Genomic DNA, 25,861 nt, shown 5'->3' on the forward strand with positions numbered 1-25,861 from the left:
TACAAATTAACATATTGATTGTCAATTGTTTTTTGTTGAAATACTAGGTTTTATAATATATATAATTAATAGGAATTGAAGTATTACAATTCTTTAAATTCTTAAAAGAAATTAGTTTTTATTGTGTAATAAATCAATTTTCTTAGAAAGAAATAAGGTTTTTATAAATTACCGTGTTTAGAATCTTTATAAATTAACTGTTTTGTTAATTATATGTTAATAATAGCTAGTTGTTTATAAGATAAAACTGTCTTAAATGTGTTATTTTTGCCGCTTAATTTTTCACAAACACAACAAACAACAACACAATGAAAAAACTAATCACACTTTTAACAATTTTAGTAACAGTTTCTGTTACTGCACAAAACTTTCAATTGCATAGAGATTTAGAAAGAGGGCATTTTACAACAACTTTCGAAATGTTTAAACCAGATAAATATGGTAACACATTTACTTTTGTAGATTTCGATTATAACGCCACAGATGGGACAAGTTTAGCTTATTATGAAATAGCGCGTGTTTTAAAAACAGAAAAAATGCCTGTTGGTTTACACGTAGAGTATAATGGAGGTTTGTCTAATAATCCTTCATCTAAAAACGGTATCTTTACAATTAATGAAGCTTGGATTTTTGGAGCAAACTATGGTAAAGGAAATGCAAAATGGGGATTCTCTACCTATGCAGGTTATAAAGCTTTTACAGGAGCAAATGGAGAAGCTAACTTTCAGGTAACCGCTACTTGGTATTGGAATATTATAGCAGATAAATTAACATGTTCTGGATTTGCTGATTACTGGACACAAGAAGGATTATTTTATGATGGAAATGTATTTTTAGCTGAACCACAGTTATGGTACCATATTAATAAAACTTTTTCAGTAGGAGGCGAGTTAGAAATTTCTTCGAACTTTGGTGTAGCAAATGACGCTATTAAAGGAAGACCTACATTAGCTGTAAAGTGGAATCTTTAAAACCTGAATTATGTTAGACAAGTTTTTTAAAATTACAGAAAATAAATCGACCTTAAAAACGGAGATTATTGCAGGTATTACAACATTTATGACAATGGTGTATATTTTAGCCGTAAATCCAGGTATATTAAGTGCTGCAGGAATGGATAAAGATGCTGTATTTACAGCAACAGCTTTATCTGCAGTAATTGCTACATTAGTAATGGCTTTAGTTGCAAAATTACCTTTTGCATTGGCTCCAGGAATGGGATTAAACGCATTTTTTGCGTTTACAGTTGTATTAGGTATGGGATACTCTTGGGAGTTTGCTTTAACAGCAGTTTTTTTAGAGGGTATTATATTTCTTTTACTAACAGCTTTTAATATTAGAGAGCTAATTGTAAACTCTATACCATTAAATTTAAAACACGCAGTATCTGTTGGTATTGGACTATTTATTGCTTTTATTGGTTTAAAAGGAACTGGATTAATTTCAGATAATCCAGCTACTTTAGTTCAATTAGGAGACATGAAAAATCCAGCTGTTTATGTTGGTTTAGTAGGTGTTTTAATTATTGGTGTTTTATTAACTAGAAAAGTTAAAGGAGCAATTTTAATAGGTATTTTAGCTTCAACTATTTTAGGTTTATTTGTTGGTGTAACTGTAATTCCTGAAGACTTTACAGTAGTAAGTTTACCACCATCAATAGAGCCAATTTTCTTTAAATTCGATTTTTCTCAGGTATTTACAATAGATATGTTAATTGTTTTATTTACATTTTTATTTGTAGATATGTTTGATACAGTTGGAACGCTAGTTGGTGTTTCTTCTAAATCTGGAATGTTAGATAAAGAAGGAAGAGTGCCAAGAGTTAAACAAGCTTTATTTGCAGATTCTATTGGAACATTTTTTGGAGCAATTTTAGGAACTTCAACAGTAACAACCTATGTAGAAAGTGCTGCTGGTGTTGCTGAAGGTGGAAAAACAGGTATGACAGCTTTAACTGTTGCAGCAATGTTTGCTTTATCGCTTTTCTTTGCGCCAGTATTTATGATTATTCCTGCTGCTGCAACTGCTCCAGCTTTAATAATTGTAGGTTTGTTTATGATTTCACCAATAATGAAAATTGATTTAACGGACTATACAGAAGCTATTCCAGCGTTTTTTACTATTGTAATGATGCCATTAACATATAGTATTGCTGAAGGGATTGTTTTTGGTATGTTATCTTATGTTTTCTTGAAGTTATTAACAGGAAAATTCAAAGAGATTAAACCAATTATGATAATTATTGCAATTCTATTTATTATCAAGTTTTTTGTATAATTAGATAGAATTTTAAAAAATAATAAAGCCTTCATAAATTGTTTATGAAGGCTTTTTATTTGGACGCTATTTTGTTAAATTGAGCATTTAAATTTGTAATAAAATGAGAAACCTATTATTAATTATTTTAACAGTACTCTTATTTGCTAATTGTAATCAAATAAAAAAGGAAACTATGTTTAAAGATGATATTGAATTTTTAAAAAATATTGAAGGATTGGAAATATTAAGTTCTGGTAATTCTAAAATAGCCGTTTCAGGAATTTTACAAGGACGAGTTTTTACAAGTTCTTCAAAAGGAATGGAAGGTATAAGTTATGGATATTTTAATAAAAATTTAATTCTGAAGGAAGAATATAAAAACAATTTAACAGCAATGGGAGGTGAGGGTAGATTAATTTTTGCTCCTGAAGTTGGTAAATACGCTACGTTTTTTGCTCCAAATACACCACAAACTGCTGAAACAATTGGCCCTTCGAAAGATATGAAATCGAAGAGGTTTATTGTTGAAAGTAAAACAGATAAATCTATAGTTTGTTCTAGCACAATGAATATTTTAAATGCCAACAATTATACTTTTAACATAGATGTAAAGAGGAAAGTTTCAATTTTATCTTCAGAAGAAATTAAAAATGAATTAAATATTGCGTATAACAACGTTTCAGAAGTTGCTTTTAAAGTCGAATCTTGGGTTAAAAATATAGATTCAATTCAATGGTCAAAACAAAATGGATTACTTTCAATTTGGGATCTAGCCTGCGTTAAAACAACACCAAAAACAATTGTTATTATTCCTACAAAAAATAAGTTAGATTCGGTTACAAATTACTTTACTCCGTTAACTAAAGAGCGAATAAAAATAGAAAACGAAACTGTGTTTTATAAAGCCGATGCTAATTATATGAATAAGATTGGTATTCAGCCAGAAAATGTAAAAAACGTATTTGGTAGTTATTCACCAGAACTAAGTTTACTAACTATTTGTACTTTTAATTTTGTTGAAAATGAAGAATTGTATGCAAATTGTGTTTGGGGTCATACAAAGCCTTATAAAGGCGATGTAATTAATATTTTTAATGGTGAAGTAAATTCAGCTGAAGATAGAAATTGGCCTTTTTATGAGTTAGAAACTCTTTCAGCTCAATCGGAATTAAAACCAAATGAAGAACTTTATCATAGTCAAACAATTTTTCATTTTGAAGGCTCTAAATATGCATTAGATGTTATTTCTAAAAAACTTCTTGGTGTAGCATTAACTGAAATTAATATATAAAAAAATCCCCTTTTTGATAAACTCAGAAAGGGGATATATTATTTAATTTTTTTATGCCAAAGCCTTAAAAAAATGTATTTTATTCTTCAATATGGCTACCTTTTATAGGTGTTGATTTGCTTGGTAAAACAAGATTTAAAATAACACCAACAATTGAAGCTAAACCGATACCTGCTAAAGAAAAATTACCATAACTCATTTGAGCTCCACCAATACCAATTGTTAAAATAATAGAAACAATTACTTGATTTCGTGTTTTAGAAAAATCTGTTTTAGCATCAATTAAAGTTTTAATACCAATACTTGCAATCATTCCAAATAATAATAACATAATTCCGCCTAAAACAGCTCCAGGAATTGTTTTTAACAATGCACTAATTTTTCCTACTAAAGAGAATACAATTGCCGTAACCGCCGCAATACGTAAAACTCTTGGGTCTGTAATTTTTGTTAAAGCAACTGCTCCAGTAACCTCACTATAAGTTGTGTTAGGTGGACCACCTAAAAAACCAGCAAAAGCAGTTGCAACACCATCTCCAAGTAACGTTCTGTGTAAACCTGGTTCTTTTACAAATTCTTTATCTGCAACACCTCCAATAGCATACATATCTCCAATATGTTCTATAATAGGAGCAACAGCAACAGGAATCATATAAACAATTGCTGCCCAATTAAATTCTGGTGTTGTAAATTTAGGTAACGCAAACCAAGCAGCTTCACTAACAGGTGTAAAGTCTACCAAGCCAGCTATAATTGAAATAATATAACCAACAACAATACCAATAAAAATTGGAATTAATTTTAATATTCCTTTTGCATAAACTACAATTACAATTGCTGTAATTAAAACAGACATTGCAATTAACCAATTAGTTTTAGCCATATCTACACCTACTGAAGCTAGTGATAATCCAATAATCATAATTACTGGCCCTACTACAATTGAAGGGAATATTTTTTCGATAACTTTTAATCCCCATAGTTTTACAATTGCCGAAACAATACCGTAAACAATACCAACAGCAATTAAACCTCCCAATGTGCCAGGATAGCCGTAAAGCTTAGTAGCAGCAACAATAGGCGCTATAAAAGCAAAACTACTACCTAAAAATACAGGAACTTTACCTTTGGTAATAATATGAAAAATAAGAGTACCTACACCAGCAGTAAATAAAGCTACTGCAGGGTCAATATCAATTAATAATGGAACTAAAACGGTAGCACCAAAAGCAACAAATAAAAATTGGATTCCAATAATTATTCGCTTCGGCGTACTTTTAATTTCTGAAGTGTTGTTAGTTTGTGTTGGTTTCATTTTTGGTTTTAAATTTAAAATCCCACAAAATTAACCATAAAAACAGAACAATCTAAATATCAAGGTTTAGATTGTTCTGTGAATATCTTATTTATATTAATTCTTAATTTAAATACTGATTTTTAGACTAGCTACAACGTTTCTTCCAATATTTTGAATACCATTAGATTTTAAACGTGATAGATGTGAAATATAACCTTTATCTAATGCGTTATTTAAGTTTAAGTTAAAATCTAAATTTACTTTATTAAAAGAGTAAGAAGTACCAGCACCAAAATTTAATAGGTTGTAACTAGAGGTAGGTGTTTCAAATACCCCAACATTATCTTGTTTAAAGGTGTTTTCATAGGTAAGTGATAGAAAATTATTTTTGAATTTACCTATTGAATTGAATTCAGCTCTAAGTGTATTTGTAAGTTTATTTGCAGGGATTAATGGTAAATACTCGCCATTATCTTGCTTACCAATAACCATTTCGAAGTTACTGTAAATATGCAGCCAATCTAATGGGTGAGGGTGTAAGTGTAATCCAAACTCACCACCATATAATTTAGCATCATCTTGTATGTATTCATACACTTCAAAGCCATCTTCAACTTCTCTAGTTGGTGAAATAAATATATAGTCTGAAATATAGTTATAAAAACCGTTTACTGTAATTTCAAAATGATTGGTTTTATATTCTAAAGATAAATCACTTTGGTAATTACGTTCGCTATCTAAATCGCTGTTTCCTAATTCAAAACGATTACTTCCATGATGAACACCGTTAGAAGATAATTCAGATAAATTTGGAGCTTTAAAACCTGAAGCTAAATTTAATCTAGTTTCTATATTGTTAAACAACGTTGTTTTATAACCTAAAGAAGCAGAAATGTTTTCAAATGATTTATCTAAAGCATTAAATACGTGTAATTCGTCTTCATGTGCAATAATGTGTTCTTCTGTGTCTAAACTTCTATAGTCAAAACGAACACCACCTTGTAAATTATGAATTCCTTTTGAGTAAATAGCTGTTGCCATAACTCCAATATCATTTGTTTTTGCATTCGGAATTAAAATTTCTTCTCCACCATTTTCATTAGTTTGATGCATTCCTTGAACTCCAACAATAGCTTCAAAATTTTCTGATTTTGGTAAATGCCATTTTACATCGTAGTTATACGTTTTTAATTTTAAAAGAATTGAAGGATCAAAAACTTCTTCGTGTTCATCGTGCTCGTCTTCATCGAGATCTCCTTCTTCGTGTTCATCATGGTGATGCTCATCTTCAAATTCTTTACGAGTGTTAAAAGTATAACCACCAATTGCTGTAATTTTAGATTCACCTAAAAATATAGTATTGTCAAAACTTATCATTTTTGTAGTTAAATCTTGATAAGGTAATTCTAAATGCTTTTCAGTTGTTTGCTCTCCAATTTCTTCTGGAATTCCAATATTGCTTCTGTTGTAAGAAAAACGTAAAGCACTTGAAATAAATTTATTATTATATCCAATAGCAGAATTAAAGTTTGTTTCATTAAAACGAGTGTTTGATACTCTGTAAACATCACTAGTTTTATAATCGCTATGTTCGCTACGGGAACCATTTGCTAAAAATTTCCAAGAGTTGAATGATTTTTTAAAACCAAAATGAGTTTTAGATCCTTCAGTATTAGAAAAATAAGTATGACCAGCGTTTAGATCTAATTCGTTAGTTTTTGCAAATTTAGCAGGGTTAAAGTACAACACACCACCTAAAGCATCTGAACCATATAATAATGATGCAGGGCCTTTAATTACTTCTAAGCTTTCTATGCTAGAATCATCTACACCTAAGCCGTGCTCGTCTCCCCACTGTTGGTTTTCTAAACGAATACCAGAGCTATAAACAAGTACTCTATTACCACGTAACCCTCTAATTACAGGTTTACCTATACCAATACCTGTTGATACCGTTTCAACTCCAGGAATGGTGTTTATACCATCATTTAAAGTTACAGCTCCTTGATTTTGAATTTGTTTAAGAGTTGTTTTTTCAACCTTCATTACATTTTGGCTTTGTAATTTGTTGAAAGGAGTAGAAATAATTACTTCATCCATTTTAAAAACTGATTCTTTTAAAACAAAGTTTAAAGTTGTTATTTCTTGCGTTAATTTAATTGTTTTTATTTCTGTTTTATATCCAATATAAGCAACAGTAATTTTTAAGGTGTTACTTGGTAAATTAGTTAATTCGAAATATCCTTTTTCATTGGTTGAAGTACCTTTGTGTAGTTCATTAATGTAAACTTCAACACCTAATAGTTTCTCATTTTCAGTATTTGTAATGGTACCAGTAATGGTGTTTTGAGAATGCAAAACAGCAGATAATCCTACAAATAGGATTAAAATATATGATTTCATATATGATTTATTTTATTGTTTAATATTATTATGTAATACGGTTAAAACAATAAAATTGGTGGAGCTCTTGAAGATTTATGTGTAAGTTGAGTTGAAACTAATTTAGTTTCAGAAGTAATAATTTTTGAATCAAATAAAGAGTAGGTTGTTTTTATAACTTCAGAAGGAAAATCAATAGAATTTTGATTTATTTTGAAATGAAAAACAGAACAATCTTCTTTATGTTCATCAATATGTAAATCATTAGTAGTACAAACTTCATGACAATGATGTTCAAAAGAATGAACAAATTGCACAGCAAATGGTAGCAATATAGCCGCCAATAATACATTTGAAATTATATGTTTTAGTACTGTTTTAATGTTTTTTTAATTTTTAGCAAAAGTAGTTATTAAATATGTATATGCAACTTTATAGCAATAAAATTGATATTTATCATTATATTAGTATTAAAACGTTTTATGTTAAAAATTATATCATTTTTTGATTAATTATTTTGAAAAAATCATCTCTAAATGATTTTTCTTTAAAACAACCACCGTATTCAAGTGTGGTAGTAAAGCTACTTTTATCTTTTATACCTCTAGAAGATACACACAAATGTTTAGCGTTAATCATTACAATTACATCTTCAGTATTTAAGGTTACTTGTAAGTCTTTTAAAATTTGTAATGATAATCGTTCTTGTACTTGTGGTCTATGTGAATAATAATCTACCAAACGATTTATTTTAGACAAACCTACTACTTTGTCTTTTGGTATATAAGCAATATGAGCGTGCCCTGTAATTGGTAAAAAATGATGTTCACAAGCAGAATCTATAGTAATATTTTGCTCAACTAGCATTTTTTTGTAGTCATATTTATTTTCAAATACTGAAAGTTTTGGTTTATTCTCTGGGTTTAAGCCATAAAAAAGCTCCTTTACATACATTTTAGCAACACGGTACGGTGTTCCTGATAAACTATCATCAGTTAAATCTAGTCCAAGTTCTTCCATTATTTTACCAAAATAATGTTGAATATTTTTAATTTTTTCATCATTAGATTTTTCAAAAGCATTGGCACGCATTGGTGTATCTACGTTAGAAGAAATATGGTTGTCTCCTATAATATCTATTTGTTCTTTATTCATAATTTGTACAGCATTTATCGTTTTTACATTGGCAATACTTTAAATTGTAGATATGAACTACAATTAGTGAAAACCCTGCAATATATTTTAGTAGTTCAATTAAGTGTATAGAGTGTATACTTTCACTTAAAATTGCAAAAAAAAGAGTACTCCAGCTTATCCATAATATTGGTTTTATAATTTTACTTGTAGTAGTTTGTGTTGATTTATAAACAGCAAAAAACGAAACTAAAAGAAAAAGATAATCTATCAATCGCCACCAAGAGGGAGCTGTTTCACAACAAGTTGAAGAGCAAGTTTGTGCAATAAAAAGAAAAGGTGTAGCAATACAATGTATTAAACATAAAGTACTTGCAAAAGCACCTAGAGAATCTGGTTTATTTAATATTAATTTCATGACTGTTTTTTCTTAATGCAACTAAGTTGCAAATATAAAAACATTTCTTGTTATTACAACTAAGTTGTATTAAATTTGCTGTATGGGAATTATTCGGAAAACAAAATCTGTTGAAGCATTATTAAATCAATTTAAAAATTATGATGGCGCTATTTCTGTAATAGAATTAATAAACCGTTTAAATTCTGAAATGAATAAGACAACCATTTACCGTGTTTTAAATAAATTGGAAGAAGATGGTATTTTGCATTCTTTTTTAGCCACAGATGGAAATAAATGGTATGCAGAGTGTAAAGGCTGTTCGGTTTCTAGTCATCACGATGTACATCCTCATTTTCAATGTTTAGAGTGTGGAAAAGTAGATTGCTTAACAATGGATATTAATATTCCAAAAATCCCAAACAGAGAAATTATATCTTCACAATTATTAATTCAAGGAGTATGTGAAAAATGCTTGGTTAATTAAATTTTAAGTAAATAGTTTTTATATAAATAATAGCGCCAATGTTTTTAATATAGTTGTTAAAACATTGGCGTTACTTTTATCTTTAAAATAGATTTTTATTTTACACTAATTGGAATCTTAATTGTTGCAACAATATTTCTACCAATATTATTATAGTTCATTCCTTTAAGAGTAGATAAATGATCTATATAGGTCTCATTTAATATATTATTTGCTTGGATGGAAATATTTACCATTTCTTTTCCAATTTTAAGTTCAGTTCCTACACCTGCATTTATTAAAAAGTAGCCATCTGTTTCAGTTTCATAAATTGAAGGATTGTCTTGATCCTGAGCTAATAAACCTCCAATTTTAAAATATGGACTGTGTAATAATCCTATTTTTTCTTTTTGAAGTTTTACATCAAAACGAAACTTATTATGTGGAATGTATGGTAAGTAATTACCACTATCTTCTTTTCCTATTAAATACGAATACGTTGTGTTAATGTTCAACCACTCAATTGGTGTAATATTTACAATTAGTTCACCACCATACAATTTAGAATCTGTTTGAGAATATTGATAAATAATATCTCCATTATCTAAATTTTCGCCGGTAGGAGCAATATAAATATAATCGTTTATGCGGTTATAAAACCCAGAAACATCTAACATTATGTATTTCGAATGATAATGAAAACTCAAATCACCTTCATAACTACGTTGGGTGTCTAAATCTGGATTTCCTATTTCAAATCTTGCTCCGTGATAGCCATTTTGAGTTAATTCAGCAATATTTGGAGTTCTATATGCTGAAGCCAAATTTGCACGTACTAAAAAGTCATCCGTTAAAGGATAAGTTGCCCCTATAGAACCACTAATATTTCCATAATCGTTGTCAATAGCTGGCTTATTTGTTTCTTTTTCTGAAGAAATTATGCGATAATCGTATCTTAAACCAACTTGAGTCTTTAATTTTTCAGCAAAACTATGTTGTAATAATCCAAATACCGAAATATCATTTACATCTGTATCTGGAATTACGTGGTTTGGTGCTTCATTATTTCTATTTGTTTTATTTGAACCTTGTAAACCAATAATATATTCTGTTTTTTCTGTTGAAGGGAAATGAGTTTTTACTTCATAAGCAAACGTATTTAAATCCATATCTACCATTTCAAAAGCAGGCGTATTATTGTCTGTTTGTAGCTTTCTGTTATTTAATTGATAAGAGAGGTTTACATCAAATTTGTAATCGTTAAAAAAAAGTGTATTTCTAGATGAAATTAAATGACTTGTTAAATCTTGATACCAGAAATCTAAATTTCTACTTTTCTCTAAAGTTTTAACATTTCCAACACTCATACCTAGCTGTGGACGATTAAAATCGTAATACAAATTAAAAATTCCAAACGATTTTCTTAAACCAATATTGGCTTTTAAAGATTTTTCTTGAAAGCGTGTATTTGGAATGTAATTTCCATTACCGTCTTCATAATCTGCGTGGCTTTTATAACCAGTTCTAATTCCCCAGTTTATTTGGTTAGAATTTCCTTTAACACCAGCATTTAAAGTAATACCATCTGTATTTGAATGGTATTGTGTGTTAAAGTCACCTGTTATTTCGTTTTCTAATGCAGGTCTTTCTCTAATTACGTTAATAACACCACCAACAGCATCAGATCCATATAATAAAGAGGCTGGTCCTTTAATTACTTCAATATGATCAACTCCAAATTCATCTACAATAAATGGATGATTTTCTGAAAATTGAAAATTTTCCATTTTAATTCCGTTATTCAACATTAAAACATTGGTGCCAGATAAACCTCTAATAACAGGTTTTGCAACACCAGTTCCTTTGGCAATCATATCTATACCCGGAATACTTGAAATAGCTTCAGTTAGGTTAGTAGAGCCACCGTTCTCAATTTCATTTAATTTTAACGATACAACTTTTATAGCATTTTCTGATTGTAATTTATTAAACGGAGTTGAAATAACTACTTCATCCATTTGATACGCCATTTCTTTTAGCAGAAAGTTTAGTTCTATATCAGGTTTTGTAAAACTTACAGTTTTAACCTGTGTTTTATAACCAATATAGTGTGCAGTAACTTTTAATGTTGCGTTTGGAACGTTTTTTAATTCAAAATATCCAAGTTCATTGGTTGAAGTTCCTTTTTTTAGTTTTTCGATATAAACCTCAACACCAATTAAAGGTTCATTTTTTGTGTTTAAAATAGTTCCAGAGATTTTATTTTGTCCGTAACTATATAAATTGAATCCTATAAATAGGATTACGAATAATTTTTTCATTTAAGTTTTATTATTGTATAAATAGTAATAGCTTATTTTTTTAATAAAAAATAAGCTTGTTATAATTGCTTTTATTTATAACAATAACATAGGTGGTGATCTTGAAGATTTGTAATGAAGTTTTAATTTTATATTTAAAACCTCTATTGATGTTATTTTTTCTAAAAAAACATTCTCTTCCTGAATCCTAAAAATATTAGAAGTAAAAATTGAGTTTTGATCAATTTTAAAATGAAAAACAGAACAATCTTGTTCGTGATTATCAAAATGTAAGTCATAGACTGCACATTCATCATGTAAATGATGTTCTAGAGAATGCACAAACTGTACTGCAAAAGGAAGCAGTACAGCTGTTACTAAAACACATGAAATTATATGTTTGCTTAAATTCTTAATTTTAGATTATTTTTAGCGAGATTAATTAATCTTTAACACCAAGTTTTCCTAGTATTATTTCTAGTAAACACCATTTTGTAAAACCACGTTGAAATAAATTTGCTCCAACAAAAGCTGTAAACCACAACCAATTCATATTTACTTTTAACGCTAATAAAAGGCTAATTAATATAAAAGCTCCTGGAATAATGTTCATTAATCTTGATTTCATTTTTTTTCTTTTTTTAGTTATTAAATATATTTTTCAATATCAACTACTACTGCCTTAATTGGGTTTGTAGTTGTTTTTTTGGTGTTAAATTCTTCAATGTTTTTAAGCATAATTTCTACTTTTTCTTCAGAAGTAAAAGAAAAAAATAGTTTAGAATTATAAGTGTCTTTTTGAGCTGAAAACCAATTGTCTTTTATGTTTGTTGCAGAATAGAACTTATGTCCTTGAATATCGTTAGAACTATAAACTTCAACTTCAGACTTTTTAAATAGCTGACAAATATCTTTTTCAAACTCTAGAATGCTTGTTATTAAAATTAGTTTCATTGTATGTAGTTTTTAGGTTTAAAGTTGAAAATTTTTAAAGTTGACATTCAATAAACTTGATTTTCAACTTTTTTTGTCATTCTGAACGATAGTGAAGAATCTTTGGTATGAGATTCTTCATTTCGTTATCACTTCATTCAGAATGACAATAATTGATTACTCTCTATCTTTATATTTATGCTTTTCAGTCATATAGTATACTAACGGAACAACCAATAAAGTTAATACCGTAGCAGTTATTGTTCCACCCATTAAACTAATTGCTAAACCTTGGAAAATTGGATCGAATAAAATTACAAATGCACCAATTACAACAGTACCAGCAGTTAGTAGGATAGGAGTTGTACGCACAGCTCCAGCTTCAATAGCAGCTTGTTTAATAGGAATTCCTTCTTCTAATCGAAGTTCTATAAAGTCGATTAATAATACCGAGTTTCTAACCATAATTCCGGCAAGGGCAATCATACCAATCATAGAAGTTGCTGTAAAGAAAGCTCCCATAATCCAGTGTCCTAAAATAATACCAACTAAACTTAAAGGAATTGCCACTAACATTACCAATGGTGCTTTAAAGTTTTGGAACCAACCAACAATTAACAAGTAAATTACAAAAATAGCTACTGCAAATGCAGCTCCTAAATCTCTAAATACTTCAAAAGTAATTTGCCATTCACCATCCCATTTTACAGTATAATCATCTTCGTGTGTTGGTTGTTGGTTAAATTCTTCGTTTAATTTATAACCAGCAGGCACTTTTATTTCACTCAATCTATCGCTCATATTTAAAATTCCATATACAGGACTTTCCAATTCACCAGCCATATCAGCTAATACATAAACAACACGTTTTTGATTTTTACGGTAAATAGCTTTTCCTCGAGTTTTTTCTTCAACTTTAATTAAATCTCCCACAGGAATTGCAATTCCCATTTGTGAAATAACTTTTAGTTGTTTGATATCGCTTACTGAAGATTTTTCTTTTTCATCTAAAGCCAATACAACAGCAACTTGTTCATTCGCAGTTTCTTTGTATAAAGTTGAAATTGGATTTTCAGATAAAGCCATATTCAATGTTTGCACAATTTGTTGAGGTGCAACTCCATTCAACATTGCTTTTTCCTTGTCTATAACAAAATTATATTCCGTTTGATTTGCTTCCACCATATCGTCTACATCAACTACATCTGGTGTAGTTTCAATAATAGAACGAAGCTGTTTAGCAATATCCATTTGCGTTTCATAATCTGGCCCATACACTTCAGCAACAATAGTAGAAAGTACTGGAGGTCCTGGAGGAACTTCAACCAATTTTACATTGGCGTTGAATTTTTTTCCTATAGTTTGAATGTCGGCACGTAGTTTTTTAGCAACATCGTGACTTTGCTCTGAACGTAGTGATTTATCAACTAAATTGACCTGAATATCTGCCATATTAGAGCCTCCACGTAAATCGTAATGACGAACCAATCCGTTAAACGTAATAGGAGCAGAGGTACCAACAAACGTTTGGTAATTATCAACTTCAGTTCTTTGAGATAAATAGTTTGCAATTTCACCAGCTACTGCTGATGTGTTTTCTAACGTACTACCTTCTGGCATATCAATTACTACCTGAAATTCATTTTTGTTATCAAACGGTAACATTTTTACAGCTACACCTTTTGTATAAAATAAAGCCATTGAAGCTAATAATAAAATGGTAGTAAAGCCTAAAAATCCCCAACGTTTTGCTTTGTTTTCAATTAAAGGTTTTTCAAATTTATTATAAAGCTTGTAGATTTTTGAAGTCTCTAAACCTTGCTCTTCTTTATCTTCTTGAGATTCTTTTTCACGTAGAATATAATACCCTAAATACGGTGTAATTGTTAAAGCAACAAATAACGAAATTATCATAGCAATTGAAGCTCCAATTGGCATTGGACTCATATAAGGTCCCATTAAACCAGATACAAACGCCATTGGTAAAACAGAAGCAATTACTGTAAATGTTGCTAAAATGGTTGGGTTTCCAACTTCGTTAATCGCATATAGTGCAGCTTGCTTAAACGGCAAGCGTTTCATTTTAAAATGCCTATGCATATTTTCGGCAATAATAATGGAGTCATCCACCACAATTCCGGTAACAAATACTAGTGCAAATAATGTAATTCTGTTCAACGTATAATCTAGCATATAATAGCTAAACAACGTCATTGCAAATGTAATTGGTACCGATAAAAATACGACCAAACCACCACGCCAGCCCATTGCTAACATAACAACAACTGTTACTGCTAAAATTGAACCAATTAAGTGCATTAATAATTCCGAAACTTTGTGTGAAGCAGTTTCACCGTAATTTCTTGTGGTTGTAATATGAACATCATCAGGAACTAAATCTTGACGTAAATATTCAACTTTAGTCAATATTTTTTCTGAAATTTTCATAGCATCAGCACCTTTTCTTTTTCCTATTGAAATGGTTACTGCAGGATATTCTGAATTGTATGTTTCAGATTGTTTGTTTGCTTTTCCAAAACCGAAAGAAACATATTCTTTTGGAATTTCTGGTCCTTCAACAACTGAAGCTATTTGCTTTAAATAAACAGGTTGATTTTGTTGTACACCAACCACCAAATTTTCTACATCTTCAACAGTTTGAATAAAATTTCCTGTATTTACTAAATATTCAGTGTTATTGGAATCAAAACTTCCCGAAGTTAATTGTTGATTATTGGCTTGAATTTTTTGTGTAATACTCAATAAATCAACACCACTTTCAGCCATTTTATCTTTGTCTAAAACAACTCTAACTTGCGTGTTTCTACCACCAATTTGTTTGGTAATAGCAACATCATTAATCTTTTCAATTTCACTAGTTAATTCACTAGCAATTTGTTTTAATTGGTAATCGTCGTAATTTTCGCTCCACAATGTTAAAGCCAACATTGGTACATCATCAATGGCACGTGTTTTTACTAATGGAATAGAAACACCTTGTGGCATTTGATCCATATGTTTCATTATTTCGTTGTATAATTTTACAAACGAACGTTCAATATCTTCACCAACATAAAACTGAACAATTAACATTGCTTGTTCATTCATAGAAGTTGAATATACATATTCAATTCCTTTAATGTTTGAAACAATTTTTTCTAAAGGTTTAATTACACGAGATTCTACTTCCTGCGGACTTGCTCCAGGATATCTTACAAAAATATCGGCTATTGGAACATCTATTTGAGGTTCTTCTTCACGTGGAATCAAGTACGAACTACCTATACCAATTACCATAAACATTACCATTAATAAAATGGTTAGTTTAGAATTGATAAATACCTTGGCTATACTTCCTGCTAATCCTTCTTTCATCTTATTGAATGTTTAGTTTAGCACCGTTTATTAATTTACTCTCAGCGGATAGTATAAATTTTTCTGAAGCAGACAAGCCAGATAAAACTTCTGTTTTATTTCCAAATTCTTTACCCAAACGTAACCAACGCAATAAAGCTGTATTGCTTGAACTTACCACATAAACACCGTTTAATTCACCTCTTTTAACAATTGCAGAAGTTGGTATTAATATTGTTGAAGCTTCTTTACTTTTTTCTGTTGGAAACTGAACAGAAGCAAACATTCCAGATAATAATTTAACATTGCTTTTATCTAAAATTACCTTTACTAAATATTGTCCTCCAGTATTTTTTGCTGAAGTACTAATTTCAGTAACTTTTCCTTTTAAAATAGTGTTTGTAGATTTTATCAATACATTTACTGTAGCACCATTTTTTATTGAGGTAATTTCATTTTCAGGCACCATTGCCATTACTTGAAATTTGCCAGGAGTTTCAATACTAATTAAAGGCATTCCAGGATTAGCCATATCGCCTTTGTTTATAAATTTTCCTGTAACTACACCGCTAAAAGGAGCTGTAATGTTAGAATATGACAATTGTGCACTTACTTGATTTTTCATTTGTGTAGCAGCTTCAACACGAGCTTTAGCCATTTCGTAATTGGCAGTCATGTCGTCCATTTCTTTTTGAGATGCACTATTATCTTCAAACAACGCTTTAAAACGATTGTAATCTTTTTCTGCACTTTTTAAAGCTGCAGAAGCTTCAGTTATAGAAGCATTAACTTGTGCTTTTTGAGCGTTTATATCTGCACTATTAATGCTTACTAATAACTGCCCTTTTCTAACTTTTTGCCCAACTTTTACATGAACATTATTTACATACCCCATATTACGAGTGCTTAAATTGGCATTTTGTACAGCTTCAACCTTACCACTTGCAGAAATAAATGTTCCGTTTTCATTTCCAGGAGTGCTTACTTTTACATTAACAGTTGGTCTGCTATCTATAGTAGTAGCTTTTTCTTTTCCACAACTAGCAGCAACTAGTAGTATTGCTACAATTAATAATTTTGATATATTTTTCATTTTTTAGAAATTTTCGATGTTTAATTTATAGTTGAAGTGTATTGACTTATTTTGTTAAAAATTCTACGTACGTTTTAGTAAAATTATAATTGAAAACGGCTTGTAAATATTCTAATTGTTTCTGTAAATATTGTGTTTCAGAAATTAGTAAATCGGACGATTTTTCTAGGCCTTGTTTAAAACGGTTTGTTCTAATACGTAACGCTTCTTTAGATTGTTCAACTGCTAGGTTAGTTAAATTCATACTATTTTCGGCATCTTTTAATTGGCGCTTTGCTTTGTTAAACTCTAAGTTACTTTTGTTTTTATATTGATCTAAACTCAATTGAGCTTTGTCTAAATTAGCTTTGTTTTTTTGAGTTTTTCCAATACGTTTAAAACCATCAAACAAATTCCAAGATAATTGTGCCCCAACTATATAACCTTTTGCATCTGCATTAAAAATTTTATCATCGTATAGCTCATAGCTTCCAAAGGCATTTAATCTAGGTAAATAACTCATTTTTGAAGCCTTGTACATGTTTTTGTAAGCTTCTGTGCTTTTTTCTAAAGCTTCAATATCTGCTCTTGTTGTTGAAATTTGATTGTTATAAACATCTAAGTTTAATTCAGAGATTAATTCAGAATTTGGTTTTAATGTAGTGTTAGAAGTTTCACCCATTAAAAAATAAATATAATCTGATGCGTTTTGAATATTACTTTTTGCCGTTAACAATTGGTTTTCAACTTCAGAAACATATACTTCAACAGATAATACATCTGCTTTTTGCATATAACCTTGTTTAAAATTATTGTCAGCTATTTTTTTGTTTGCTAAAGCAGTTTCTTTTGCTTTTTCTAGTACTTCAACAGCTTTGTATGCTAGTTGTAATTGCATATATGCTTTTGCGACTTCAAGTTTAATACCATCGGCAGTTCTATTTGTTTGTAATTGCATAGCGTTCATTTTTGCTTTTGCAGCTTTACGCATATAAATACCATCTGCATTAAAAATTGGTTGCAATACTTCAATTTTTGTGGTAAAATTTTCTATGTTGTCTGGATCGTTTAACAAAGCAGGATTAAAATCGTTTGCAGTTAAAATTTCCTGATTTAATTTAGAACCAAATGCCATTAACGGATTGTTAGTTGTAATGCCCGAATGTGAAACTGTAACGTTTGGTAATAAAATTGAATTTGTTTGATTATAGTCGGCCTTTGCAGCCTTATAATCTTGTTCAGAAATTTTTATAGTGTGGTTATTTTCTGAAACCTTTAGCATAATATCGTTTAACGATATAGTTTGTTGAGCCACTACGTTTTGTAATGTAAGTAGTATACTGGCTAATAAAACATATTTTCCTCGCATTTTTTTGCCTTTTTAGTTTATTGCAAATGTAAAAGAGGCAACAGCAGTATGTTGTAATAAACATTACAGTGTTATGTAACATTTATAACGTTGTATTAAATTGTTAGCACATTAAAGTTAATAAAAAAGCCTGATAAATAATTATCAGGCTCTTTTTATTTTCTATTAAATAGAATTTATTTATCTAAAATTTTAGTATCTTTTAATTTATCATCAATAATTGTTGAGTTTTTAAGCACTACAGGGTTTTTACCTTTTTTCATTCTTAAGTTTATAAATTCAACAAATAAAGAAAAGAAAATAGCAAAGTATAAATAACCTTTAGGTATACTGTGTACAGCATTTCCAAAGAATTCGAAATGAGCTAAATGAGAACCTTCTGCTAACAACATAACTCCAATAAGAATTAAAAATGAAAGACCAAGTATTTGAATTGTTGGGTGTTCATTAACAAATTTACTAACAGGTCCAGCAAATACAAGCATTATTATAATTGAAATAATAATTGCCGTAATAATAATTGCCATTCCTCCAAAATAACCAAAACCAACAGGGGCAGCATCAAAACTAACCAATCCAATTGCTGTTAACACACTATCAAATGAGAATACTAAATCTAGCATTACAATTTGAATAATTGCGCTTGTTATTGTTTTACTAGCTTTTGAAGATGCGCTTTGTTCTTCTCCTTCTAATTTATGGTGAATTTCAGCAACACTTTTGTATAATAAAAATATTCCTCCGGCTAAGATTATTAAGCTTTGACCAGTAATACCTGCTTTTAACCAACTTGTGTCAATTTCAAATAGTACAGTTTGCAATCTTAAAACCCAAGAAATTCCAAAAAGTAATCCAATTCTAAAAAACATTGCTAAAAGCAGACCAATATTTCTAGCTTTAGGTCTATCTTTTTCTTCTAATTTATTAGAAACAATTGAAATAAAAACAATGTTGTCAATTCCTAGTACAATTTCTAAAAAGGTTAGCGTTAACAGCGCTATCCAAGCATCAGCTTGTAAAAATATTTCCATAGTTTATTTTGAAGTTTTTATTAATTTTCCTTTCTGAACAAAGTTAGAATGACCAATTACTGCTTCAAACTCATAAGAATCCTTTTCAATATTGGTAATTTTAACATAAATAGGATCTTCATCAATAGCTGTTTTTGGGTTTAACATTTTTAAAGTGTATTCAAAATTGTTTTTCCAAGCTATTGATAAAGTATCTATTCTATCTTCGTATTTTTCAATTTGAATTGAATCTTGCCTAATAATTACCGTTTTTTCATAACCTTTACCTTCAGGTATTTCAAATGTGCCAGATTTAAACCTATCTGGACTTAAAGGTTCGTTTTTACAACTTATAATTAGTGTAATAAAACAAAGTATTAGTGCAATCTTTTTCATATTGAATTGATTTTTAAATTCCTGTGTAATTACTTGGTGTAATTGCTTTTAATTCAGTTTTAATTTCGTTAGAAACTTCTAAACTATCAATAAAATCTGCCATAGATTTTTGCGTAATTTTTTCGTTAGTTCTAGTTAAACCTTTTAAAGCTTCGTATGGATTTGGATATGCCTCACGACGTAAAATAGTTTGAATTGCTTCAGCAACTACTGCCCAATGGTTTTCTAAATCTTCAGCAAATTTAGCTTCATTAATTAATAATTTATTCAAACCTTTTAACGTAGAAGTAAACCCAATAATTGTGTGGGCAAATGGAACACCAACATTTCTTAATACAGTAGAATCTGTTAAATCACGTTGTAAACGAGAAATAGGCAATTTTGCTGCTAAGTGTTCAAACAATGCATTTGCAATACCTAAGTTTCCTTCAGAGTTTTCAAAGTCTATAGGATTTACTTTATGTGGCATAGCTGAAGAACCAACTTCACCTTTTTTAATTTTTTGTTTGAAATAATCCATAGAGATATATGTCCAAATATCTCTGTTAAAGTCAATTAAGATAGTATTTATACGTTTTTGCGCATCAAATATACCAGCAATATGATCGTAATGTTCTATTTGTGTTGTTGGAAAAGAGTGGTGTAAACCTAATACTTTTTCAACAAAATTTGTTCCAAATTCTTTCCAGTCTATGTTTGGGTAAGCAACTTTATGAGCATTAAAATTACCAGTTGCACCACCAAATTTAGCTGCATAAGGTACATTTTGTAATTGGTTAATTTGTTGCTCTAAACGCTCTATAAAAACCAATATTTCTTTTCCTAAGCGAGTAGGAGAAGCTGGTTGACCGTGTGTACGTGCTAACATTGGCACATCTGCCCAAGCAGTTGCAAGTTGTCTTAATTTTTCAATTAAAGTTGCAATTTCTGGGTAATAAACAATGTCAAATGCATCGTTAATAGATAACGGTGTTGCTGTATTGTTAATGTCTTGTGAAGTTAAACCAAAGTGGATAAACTCTTTATAAGCCTGTAAACTTAAAGCGTCAAATTTATCTTTTATAAAATATTCAACAGCTTTAACATCGTGGTTAGTTACGCTTTCAATATCTTTTACTTTTTGAGCATCTTCCGCAGTAAAATCTATATAAATAGCTCTTAACTGAGGAAAAAGAGAGCTATCGAAATTTACTAATTGTGGCAATGGAATTTCGCACAATGCAATAAAATATTCAATTTCTACTTTTACTCTGTATTTTATTAATGCTTCTTCAGAAAAAAAAGGAGCTAAACTTTCTACTTTACTTCTATATCTTCCATCTATGGGAGAAATAGCGTTTAAACTTGTTAATGACATCTGTTAGTTTTGTGTTGAAAAATGCGAAATTAATGAAATTAAGCCAAAATTTATAGTTTTATTTTTTGTTTATAAGGTCTACCGTAATCTTACCGCGCGACTTATAGGCTGAAGTTTCTTTTGGAATGTTTTGAAGTAAGATTAGTTTTAACTCATTGTGAACCCAATCAGAGTTTTTTCCAAAGATGTAAAGTGCATTCATAGTATAGGCCTTTACAGCTACTTTATGATTGCTAATCATCCAATCAAAACCAGTTTCAATTATTTTATCAATATGTTTTTTTGAAAGATTTTTTTTAATTGGGTTGTCTGTTTTTTTATTGTATTCTTTAGCAATAAAATTGCAAATTTTAGATAACGGTCTTACAGCACTGTCTAAATAAGCTCTGTGAATATTTGAAGTAAATATATTGATGTATGGGAGTAGCCAAATTAAATGTTTTTCGCAAACAAGTTCTAAAACCCAAGCTGCTTTAATAGATAGTTTATTGTCAACTTCAAACACAATATCAATTAAATGTGGAAGTAAATCAGGATTGTCAAAAATAAAGTTTCTAACTCTTTCTCGGTTTGCTCTATGAGCTGTTCCTAAATTTTCTAATTCAGTTATAACTAGCTTTTTACTCATCTTGTTTATTGTTCTTTTTTTTAGGAATAGAAAGTTTGTACATTAAGTACCCGAAGGCAATAAGAACGTGTAAAATAACTACTGCAACTAAAGTGTAATACCAAAAGTTTGAAAGCCCCATATTTATATTAATTTAAAAGTGTTTTATAAATACTACCTTTAATAATTAAAGATAGTTATTTTAGCGTTGTAATTATAAGATGTGAATTTATGAAAAAAATTGTTTTAGGTGTGTTAGTTGTGTTACTATTAATTCAGTTTGTTAGGCCAACAAAAAATGAATCTAAAAACTACGAGAATGATATTTCTACAGTTGTCGAAACACCAAAAAATGTAAAGCAAATTCTTAAAACATCTTGTAACGATTGTCATTCGAATTTAACTGTATATCCTTGGTATAGCGAAATTGCTCCTGTTTCTTGGTATTTAGCATCACACGTAAATGAAGGAAAAGAGTATTTAAATTTTTCTGAATGGACTTCTTATAATAAATTTCAAAAAGAACATATTTTAAGTAATTTTGATGAAGTTTTAGATAAACATCAAATGCCTTTAAAAAGTTATTTAATTATGCATAAAGAAGCTACTTTAACTAAAGAGCAAATAGAAGTTTTAAAAAATTGGATTAAAACAATAAAAATTGACTAAAATGAAATTTAAAATTGCAATTATTTTATCGGTATTAATTAGTTTTTCAAGTGTTGCACAAAGTTCACTTAATAAATTAGATGCTAATGGAAAACGTACAGGAGTTTGGAAAAAATACTACCCGAATAAAAGAGTACGTTATACCGGTCAATTTTTGGCTGGTAAAGAAGTGGGTGTTTTTAAATATTATAGTATCAACAGTTCTAAGCATCCAATAGCAATAAAAACTTTTAAAGAAAACAGTTCAATAGCTACGGTTAAATTTTTTACTGAAAAAGGAATTTTGAAAAGTGAAGGACAAATGGATGGGAAAGTAAGAACTGGGAAATGGGTGTATTATCAAGCAGATGGAAAATCTTTACTTTCTTTTGAAAGTTACAAAAACGGATTGTTAAACGGTGAGTCTATTACGTACTACCCTAATGGTAAAACTGCTGAAATTGTTCATTATAAAAATAAAAAATTACACGGTAGCGTAAAACGTTTCACAAAAAAAGGAACAGTTTTAGACGATGTTAATTATGTTGAAGGTAAACTAAATGGATACGCTAAATTTTACAATGAAAAAGGAGATTTAATTTATGAAGGAACTTATGAAAATGATGAGAAATTAGATGATTGGTTTTTTTATATTGATGGTGAACCTTCAAAAAAAGGGAATCAAGGACAATAATAACATTATAAATATTTTAATAAATTATGAATCTAGTTTCTGTTAATTGGTTAAAAAATGAATTATCTAATCCAAATCTTATAATATTAGATGCGAGTCCTTTAAGTAATAAAGCAAATTTAACCGCAGAGTTTCTTGGAGAAAAAATAAAAGGAGCAAGAATATTTGATTCAGAAAAAGTATTTGTAGATACTGAAAGTAATATTCCAAATATGTTTCCTTCCGAAGAAAAATTTACGAAGGAATGTCAACAACTAGGTATAAATAAAAACAGTATTATAGTTGTGTATGATAACTTAGGCATTTATTTAAGTCCAAGAGTTTGGTGGATGTTTAAAACTATGGGACATACAAATGTAGCAGTTTTAGATGGTGGTTTATCTGCCTACAAAAATGCAGGTTTACCTTGTGCAAGTTATAAACAAGAGGAAAATTTGTTAAAAGGGAATTTTGAAGCAGATTTTAATATAGAAAATATAAAAGATTCAAATTTTGTATTAGAAAATATAGCTAGTAAAAAAGAAGTAGTTATTGACGCTCGTGGTAATGGCAGATTTACAGGTAAACTTCCGGAACCTAGAGTTAATATGCAAAGTGGTCATATTCCAAACGCCATTAATTTACCATTTTCGAATGTTCTTGATAACGGAAAAATGAAGCCTAAATCACAATTAAAAAGCATTTTTAATGAGTTAGATTTAGCAAACAATAATTTGGTGTTTAGCTGTGGATCTGGTGTTACGGCTTGTATAATTTTATTGGCAAGTGATTTAGTTTTGGATAATAAAAAATCGTTGTACGATGGCTCGTGGGTAGAGTGGGGAGCAGGTACTAAGTTTCCTGTAGAAAAAGAGAGTTGATAAAAATCATTTTACATCTTTAAATTTCGTTTTATATTTGATTAAAATATAATTCTATGAAAAAACTATTACCTGTTATTGCTCTTTTTGTGTGTGGAATAATGTATTCTCAAATCGATTCGTTAAAAATTGCTAACGAAATTTACCAACAAAAAATTGACAGTATTGAAAAGTCTTTCAATTATGAATATGATACTGTAGACTTATTAAATGGTATTGCTACCATAAATATTCCTTCAGGCTATAAATTTTTAAATGCAGAACAAAGTGCATATGTTTTAACCGATTTATGGGGAAATCCACCAAGTGAAGTATTAGGTTTATTGTTTCCAAAAGATATTAGCCCAATGAGCGATAATTTTACGTACGCTGTTGAGGTAACTTATTCTGCCGATGGTTATATTGAAGATGATGATGCCGAAGATATTGATTATGACGATTTGCTTGAAGAAATGCAGAATGATACAGAATTGTATAATAAAGAAAGAGTTAAAGAAGGCTATGAGAAAATAGAATTACTTGGTTGGGCTTCTCCACCATTTTACGATAAAGAAAACAAAAAACTACATTGGGCTAAAGAGTTAAAGTTTGAAAATTACGAAGTAAATACCTTAAATTATAATATTCGAGTTTTAGGTAGAGAAGGTTATTTAAATTTAAACGCCATTGGAGATATGGAAGTTTTACCATTATTAAATAGCGATATAGATACAATTTTAAATAGTGTAGAATTTAATGAAGGGTATGCATATGCCGATTTTGATGCAAGTGTAGATAATGTCGCCGCTTATGGAATTGGAGGTTTAATTGCAGGTAAAATGTTAGCAAAAGCTGGTGTTTTTGCAGGGTTATTAAAGTTTTGGAAAATTATAGCAATTGCAGTAGTTGGTGCTTTTGGAGCTTTGAGAAAAAAGATATTTAAGTCTGAGTAAACTTCAAAAAAGAAATAAACATAATAAAAAACCTAATTCTTGTATTTAAAAGAATTAGGTTTTTTTTTAACCAAACTTAAAATTAATATTATAGTGGAGGTAAAACCACTTTATCTATTACATGTATTATACCGTTTGATGCTTGCACATCGGTAACAATAATGTTACTTACTCTATTGTTAGCGTCAGTTAATGTTGCGCCACCAGTTACATTAGCAGTAATGTCTCCTCCTAAAGTTGTAACCATCATATTATCAGTTAAACTAGAGGCAACTACGTTAGCACCTGCAACTACATGGTGGTTTAGAGTTGCTGTTAATGTTGCTGTACCAACATCATCTAAACTCATTGCATCTAATTCTGTTAATAAATCGGCAAAGGCATCATTGGTTGGGGCAAATACAGTAAAAGGGGCAGGAGAGGTTCCGTCTGCAGTAGATAACGTACTTACAAAATCAGGTTGATCGTCTCTTGTTAAAGCACTTACTAAAATTGAGAATGTTGGATCGGCTACAGCAAAAGTAACAACTGTAGGTAAAGCTATAACTTCATTTACTAAATGAATTACTCCATTATCTACCATATTATCAGCATTTGTTACAGAAGATATTCCATTAAGCATTACACCTCCAGTAGTATTAACAAACATATTAATGTTTTCCATATTAGGTGTTGCAGTTGAAAGTGTAGAAACATAACCGGTAGATAAATCTGTAGATTTTACAACACCACTAATTACATGATTTAATAAAACTTGTTTTAAAATATCTGTTGGTACATCCTCTAAACTTGCAAATCCATTATCGCTTAAAAATTTACTGAAAGCTGCATTATCTGGAGCAAAAACAGTAAAGTTATCAGTTCCGCTTAAAGTAGTAACTAAGTCGGCCTGTTGTAAGGCTGCTAATAAGCTACTATAGTTTGAAGAGTTAGCTACAACAAAATCGGCAATTGTATTAGATACCGGTATAATAGGATCATTATTATCATCATCATTACAAGATGTAAAGGTCGTTATAGTTAAAACTATAAATAGAATTGAAGCGTAATTAAGTAATTTTTTCATGTTTTTAGTAGTTTTGTTTAAGCAAATATATAAAAAA

General features: G+C 29.6%; 24 protein-coding genes. 8 read left to right on the forward strand and 16 right to left on the reverse strand.

Annotated features, from left to right (window positions below):
• Positions 1–308 precede the first annotated feature (308 nt).
• The 3 genes from BLU40_RS14470 (at position 309) to BLU40_RS14480 (ending at position 3,550) form a co-directional block, all read left to right on the forward strand.
• Positions 309–971: a DUF5020 family protein gene (locus tag BLU40_RS14470; RefSeq protein WP_090125129.1), complete on the forward strand. Its 663-nt coding sequence runs from the start codon at positions 309–311 to the stop codon at positions 969–971.
• Positions 972–981: 10 nt separating this feature from the next.
• Positions 982–2,277, forward strand: coding sequence for an NCS2 family permease (locus BLU40_RS14475; protein WP_090125131.1), 1,296 nt, complete (start codon positions 982–984; stop codon positions 2,275–2,277).
• A gap of 103 nt (positions 2,278–2,380) precedes the next feature.
• The gene (locus BLU40_RS14480) at positions 2,381–3,550 is read left to right on the forward strand and encodes a DUF6786 family protein (protein ID WP_090125134.1); all 1,170 of its coding nucleotides are present in this window, start codon (positions 2,381–2,383) and stop codon (positions 3,548–3,550) included.
• Between the two features lie 79 nt (positions 3,551–3,629).
• Here BLU40_RS14480 and BLU40_RS14485 read toward each other — a convergent pair whose 3' ends face one another.
• From BLU40_RS14485 to BLU40_RS14505, 5 genes are all read right to left on the reverse strand, one after another.
• Positions 3,630–4,865: a uracil-xanthine permease family protein gene (locus BLU40_RS14485; protein ID WP_090125136.1), complete on the reverse strand. Its 1,236-nt coding sequence runs from the start codon at positions 4,863–4,865 to the stop codon at positions 3,630–3,632.
• Positions 4,866–4,973: 108 nt separating this feature from the next.
• Positions 4,974–7,250 carry a TonB-dependent receptor gene (locus BLU40_RS14490; protein WP_090125139.1) on the reverse strand — a complete coding sequence of 759 codons (2,277 nt, stop codon included), beginning with the start codon at positions 7,248–7,250 and terminating at the stop codon, positions 4,974–4,976.
• A gap of 41 nt (positions 7,251–7,291) precedes the next feature.
• On the reverse strand, positions 7,292–7,573 hold the full coding sequence (locus tag BLU40_RS14495) for a hypothetical protein (RefSeq protein ID WP_139170975.1): 282 nt from the start codon (positions 7,571–7,573) through the stop codon (positions 7,292–7,294).
• A gap of 148 nt (positions 7,574–7,721) precedes the next feature.
• The gene (gene folE / locus BLU40_RS14500; RefSeq protein WP_175454804.1) at positions 7,722–8,384 is read right to left on the reverse strand and encodes a GTP cyclohydrolase I FolE; all 663 of its coding nucleotides are present in this window, start codon (positions 8,382–8,384) and stop codon (positions 7,722–7,724) included.
• Positions 8,377–8,781: a MerC domain-containing protein gene (locus tag BLU40_RS14505; RefSeq protein WP_090125147.1), complete on the reverse strand. Its 405-nt coding sequence runs from the start codon at positions 8,779–8,781 to the stop codon at positions 8,377–8,379. The genes folE and BLU40_RS14505 overlap by 8 nt, the downstream gene beginning before the upstream one ends.
• An 82-nt stretch (positions 8,782–8,863) precedes the next feature.
• On the opposite strand from BLU40_RS14505, the gene BLU40_RS14510 reads away from it, so the two are divergent.
• Positions 8,864–9,247, forward strand: a complete 384-nt coding sequence (locus BLU40_RS14510; protein WP_090125150.1) for a Fur family transcriptional regulator — start codon at positions 8,864–8,866, stop codon at positions 9,245–9,247.
• A gap of 95 nt (positions 9,248–9,342) precedes the next feature.
• Here the strand turns inward: BLU40_RS14510 and BLU40_RS14515 are convergent, their stop codons facing one another.
• From BLU40_RS14515 to BLU40_RS14565, 10 genes are all read right to left on the reverse strand, one after another.
• Complete coding sequence (locus BLU40_RS14515; protein WP_090125154.1) at positions 9,343–11,547, reverse strand: TonB-dependent receptor; 2,205 nt, start codon at positions 11,545–11,547, stop codon at positions 9,343–9,345.
• Between the two features lie 421 nt (positions 11,548–11,968).
• Positions 11,969–12,154, reverse strand: coding sequence for a YgaP family membrane protein (locus BLU40_RS14525; RefSeq protein ID WP_090125159.1), 186 nt, complete (start codon positions 12,152–12,154; stop codon positions 11,969–11,971).
• A gap of 20 nt (positions 12,155–12,174) precedes the next feature.
• The gene (locus tag BLU40_RS14530) at positions 12,175–12,480 is read right to left on the reverse strand and encodes a hypothetical protein (protein WP_090125162.1); all 306 of its coding nucleotides are present in this window, start codon (positions 12,478–12,480) and stop codon (positions 12,175–12,177) included.
• Positions 12,481–12,636: 156 nt separating this feature from the next.
• Positions 12,637–15,834, reverse strand: coding sequence for an efflux RND transporter permease subunit (locus tag BLU40_RS14535; RefSeq protein WP_090125165.1), 3,198 nt, complete (start codon positions 15,832–15,834; stop codon positions 12,637–12,639).
• A gap of 1 nt (position 15,835) precedes the next feature.
• Complete coding sequence (locus tag BLU40_RS14540) at positions 15,836–16,906, reverse strand: efflux RND transporter periplasmic adaptor subunit (RefSeq protein WP_090125168.1); 1,071 nt, start codon at positions 16,904–16,906, stop codon at positions 15,836–15,838.
• Between the two features lie 46 nt (positions 16,907–16,952).
• Complete coding sequence (locus BLU40_RS14545) at positions 16,953–18,254, reverse strand: TolC family protein (protein WP_090125171.1); 1,302 nt, start codon at positions 18,252–18,254, stop codon at positions 16,953–16,955.
• A gap of 176 nt (positions 18,255–18,430) precedes the next feature.
• Positions 18,431–19,285, reverse strand: coding sequence for a TerC family protein (locus BLU40_RS14550; protein WP_090125174.1), 855 nt, complete (start codon positions 19,283–19,285; stop codon positions 18,431–18,433).
• Between the two features lie 3 nt (positions 19,286–19,288).
• Complete coding sequence (locus tag BLU40_RS14555; RefSeq protein WP_090125176.1) at positions 19,289–19,660, reverse strand: hypothetical protein; 372 nt, start codon at positions 19,658–19,660, stop codon at positions 19,289–19,291.
• Positions 19,661–19,673: 13 nt separating this feature from the next.
• A complete protein-coding gene (purB, locus tag BLU40_RS14560; protein WP_090125179.1) occupies positions 19,674–21,017 on the reverse strand; it encodes an adenylosuccinate lyase in 1,344 nt (447 codons plus the stop codon).
• Between the two features lie 58 nt (positions 21,018–21,075).
• Positions 21,076–21,645 carry a hypothetical protein gene (locus BLU40_RS14565; RefSeq protein WP_090125182.1) on the reverse strand — a complete coding sequence of 190 codons (570 nt, stop codon included), beginning with the start codon at positions 21,643–21,645 and terminating at the stop codon, positions 21,076–21,078.
• 210 nt (positions 21,646–21,855) lie between these two features.
• Here BLU40_RS14565 and BLU40_RS14570 point away from each other — a divergent pair, with 210 nt between their 5' ends.
• The 4 genes from BLU40_RS14570 to BLU40_RS14585 are packed head-to-tail and all read left to right on the forward strand — an operon-like array spanning position 21,856 to position 24,758.
• Entirely contained in the window at positions 21,856–22,293 is a 438-nt protein-coding gene (locus tag BLU40_RS14570; RefSeq protein WP_090125185.1) for a heme-binding domain-containing protein, read from the forward strand.
• Between the two features lies 1 nt (position 22,294).
• Entirely contained in the window at positions 22,295–22,966 is a 672-nt protein-coding gene (locus tag BLU40_RS14575) for a toxin-antitoxin system YwqK family antitoxin (RefSeq protein WP_090125187.1), read from the forward strand.
• Positions 22,967–22,992: 26 nt separating this feature from the next.
• A complete protein-coding gene (locus BLU40_RS14580; RefSeq protein WP_090125191.1) occupies positions 22,993–23,826 on the forward strand; it encodes a sulfurtransferase in 834 nt (277 codons plus the stop codon).
• A 56-nt stretch (positions 23,827–23,882) separates the two neighbouring features.
• Positions 23,883–24,758 carry a DUF2167 domain-containing protein gene (locus BLU40_RS14585; RefSeq protein WP_217633405.1) on the forward strand — a complete coding sequence of 292 codons (876 nt, stop codon included), beginning with the start codon at positions 23,883–23,885 and terminating at the stop codon, positions 24,756–24,758.
• A gap of 88 nt (positions 24,759–24,846) precedes the next feature.
• On the opposite strand, the gene BLU40_RS14590 is transcribed toward BLU40_RS14585, so the two are convergent.
• Positions 24,847–25,824 carry a fasciclin domain-containing protein gene (locus BLU40_RS14590; RefSeq protein WP_090125194.1) on the reverse strand — a complete coding sequence of 326 codons (978 nt, stop codon included), beginning with the start codon at positions 25,822–25,824 and terminating at the stop codon, positions 24,847–24,849.
• Positions 25,825–25,861 lie beyond the last annotated feature (37 nt).

Origin of the sequence: Lutibacter oricola (genome assembly GCF_900106565.1) — a bacterium.
GTDB classification, from domain to species: Bacteria; Bacteroidota; Bacteroidia; order Flavobacteriales; family Flavobacteriaceae; genus Lutibacter; species Lutibacter oricola.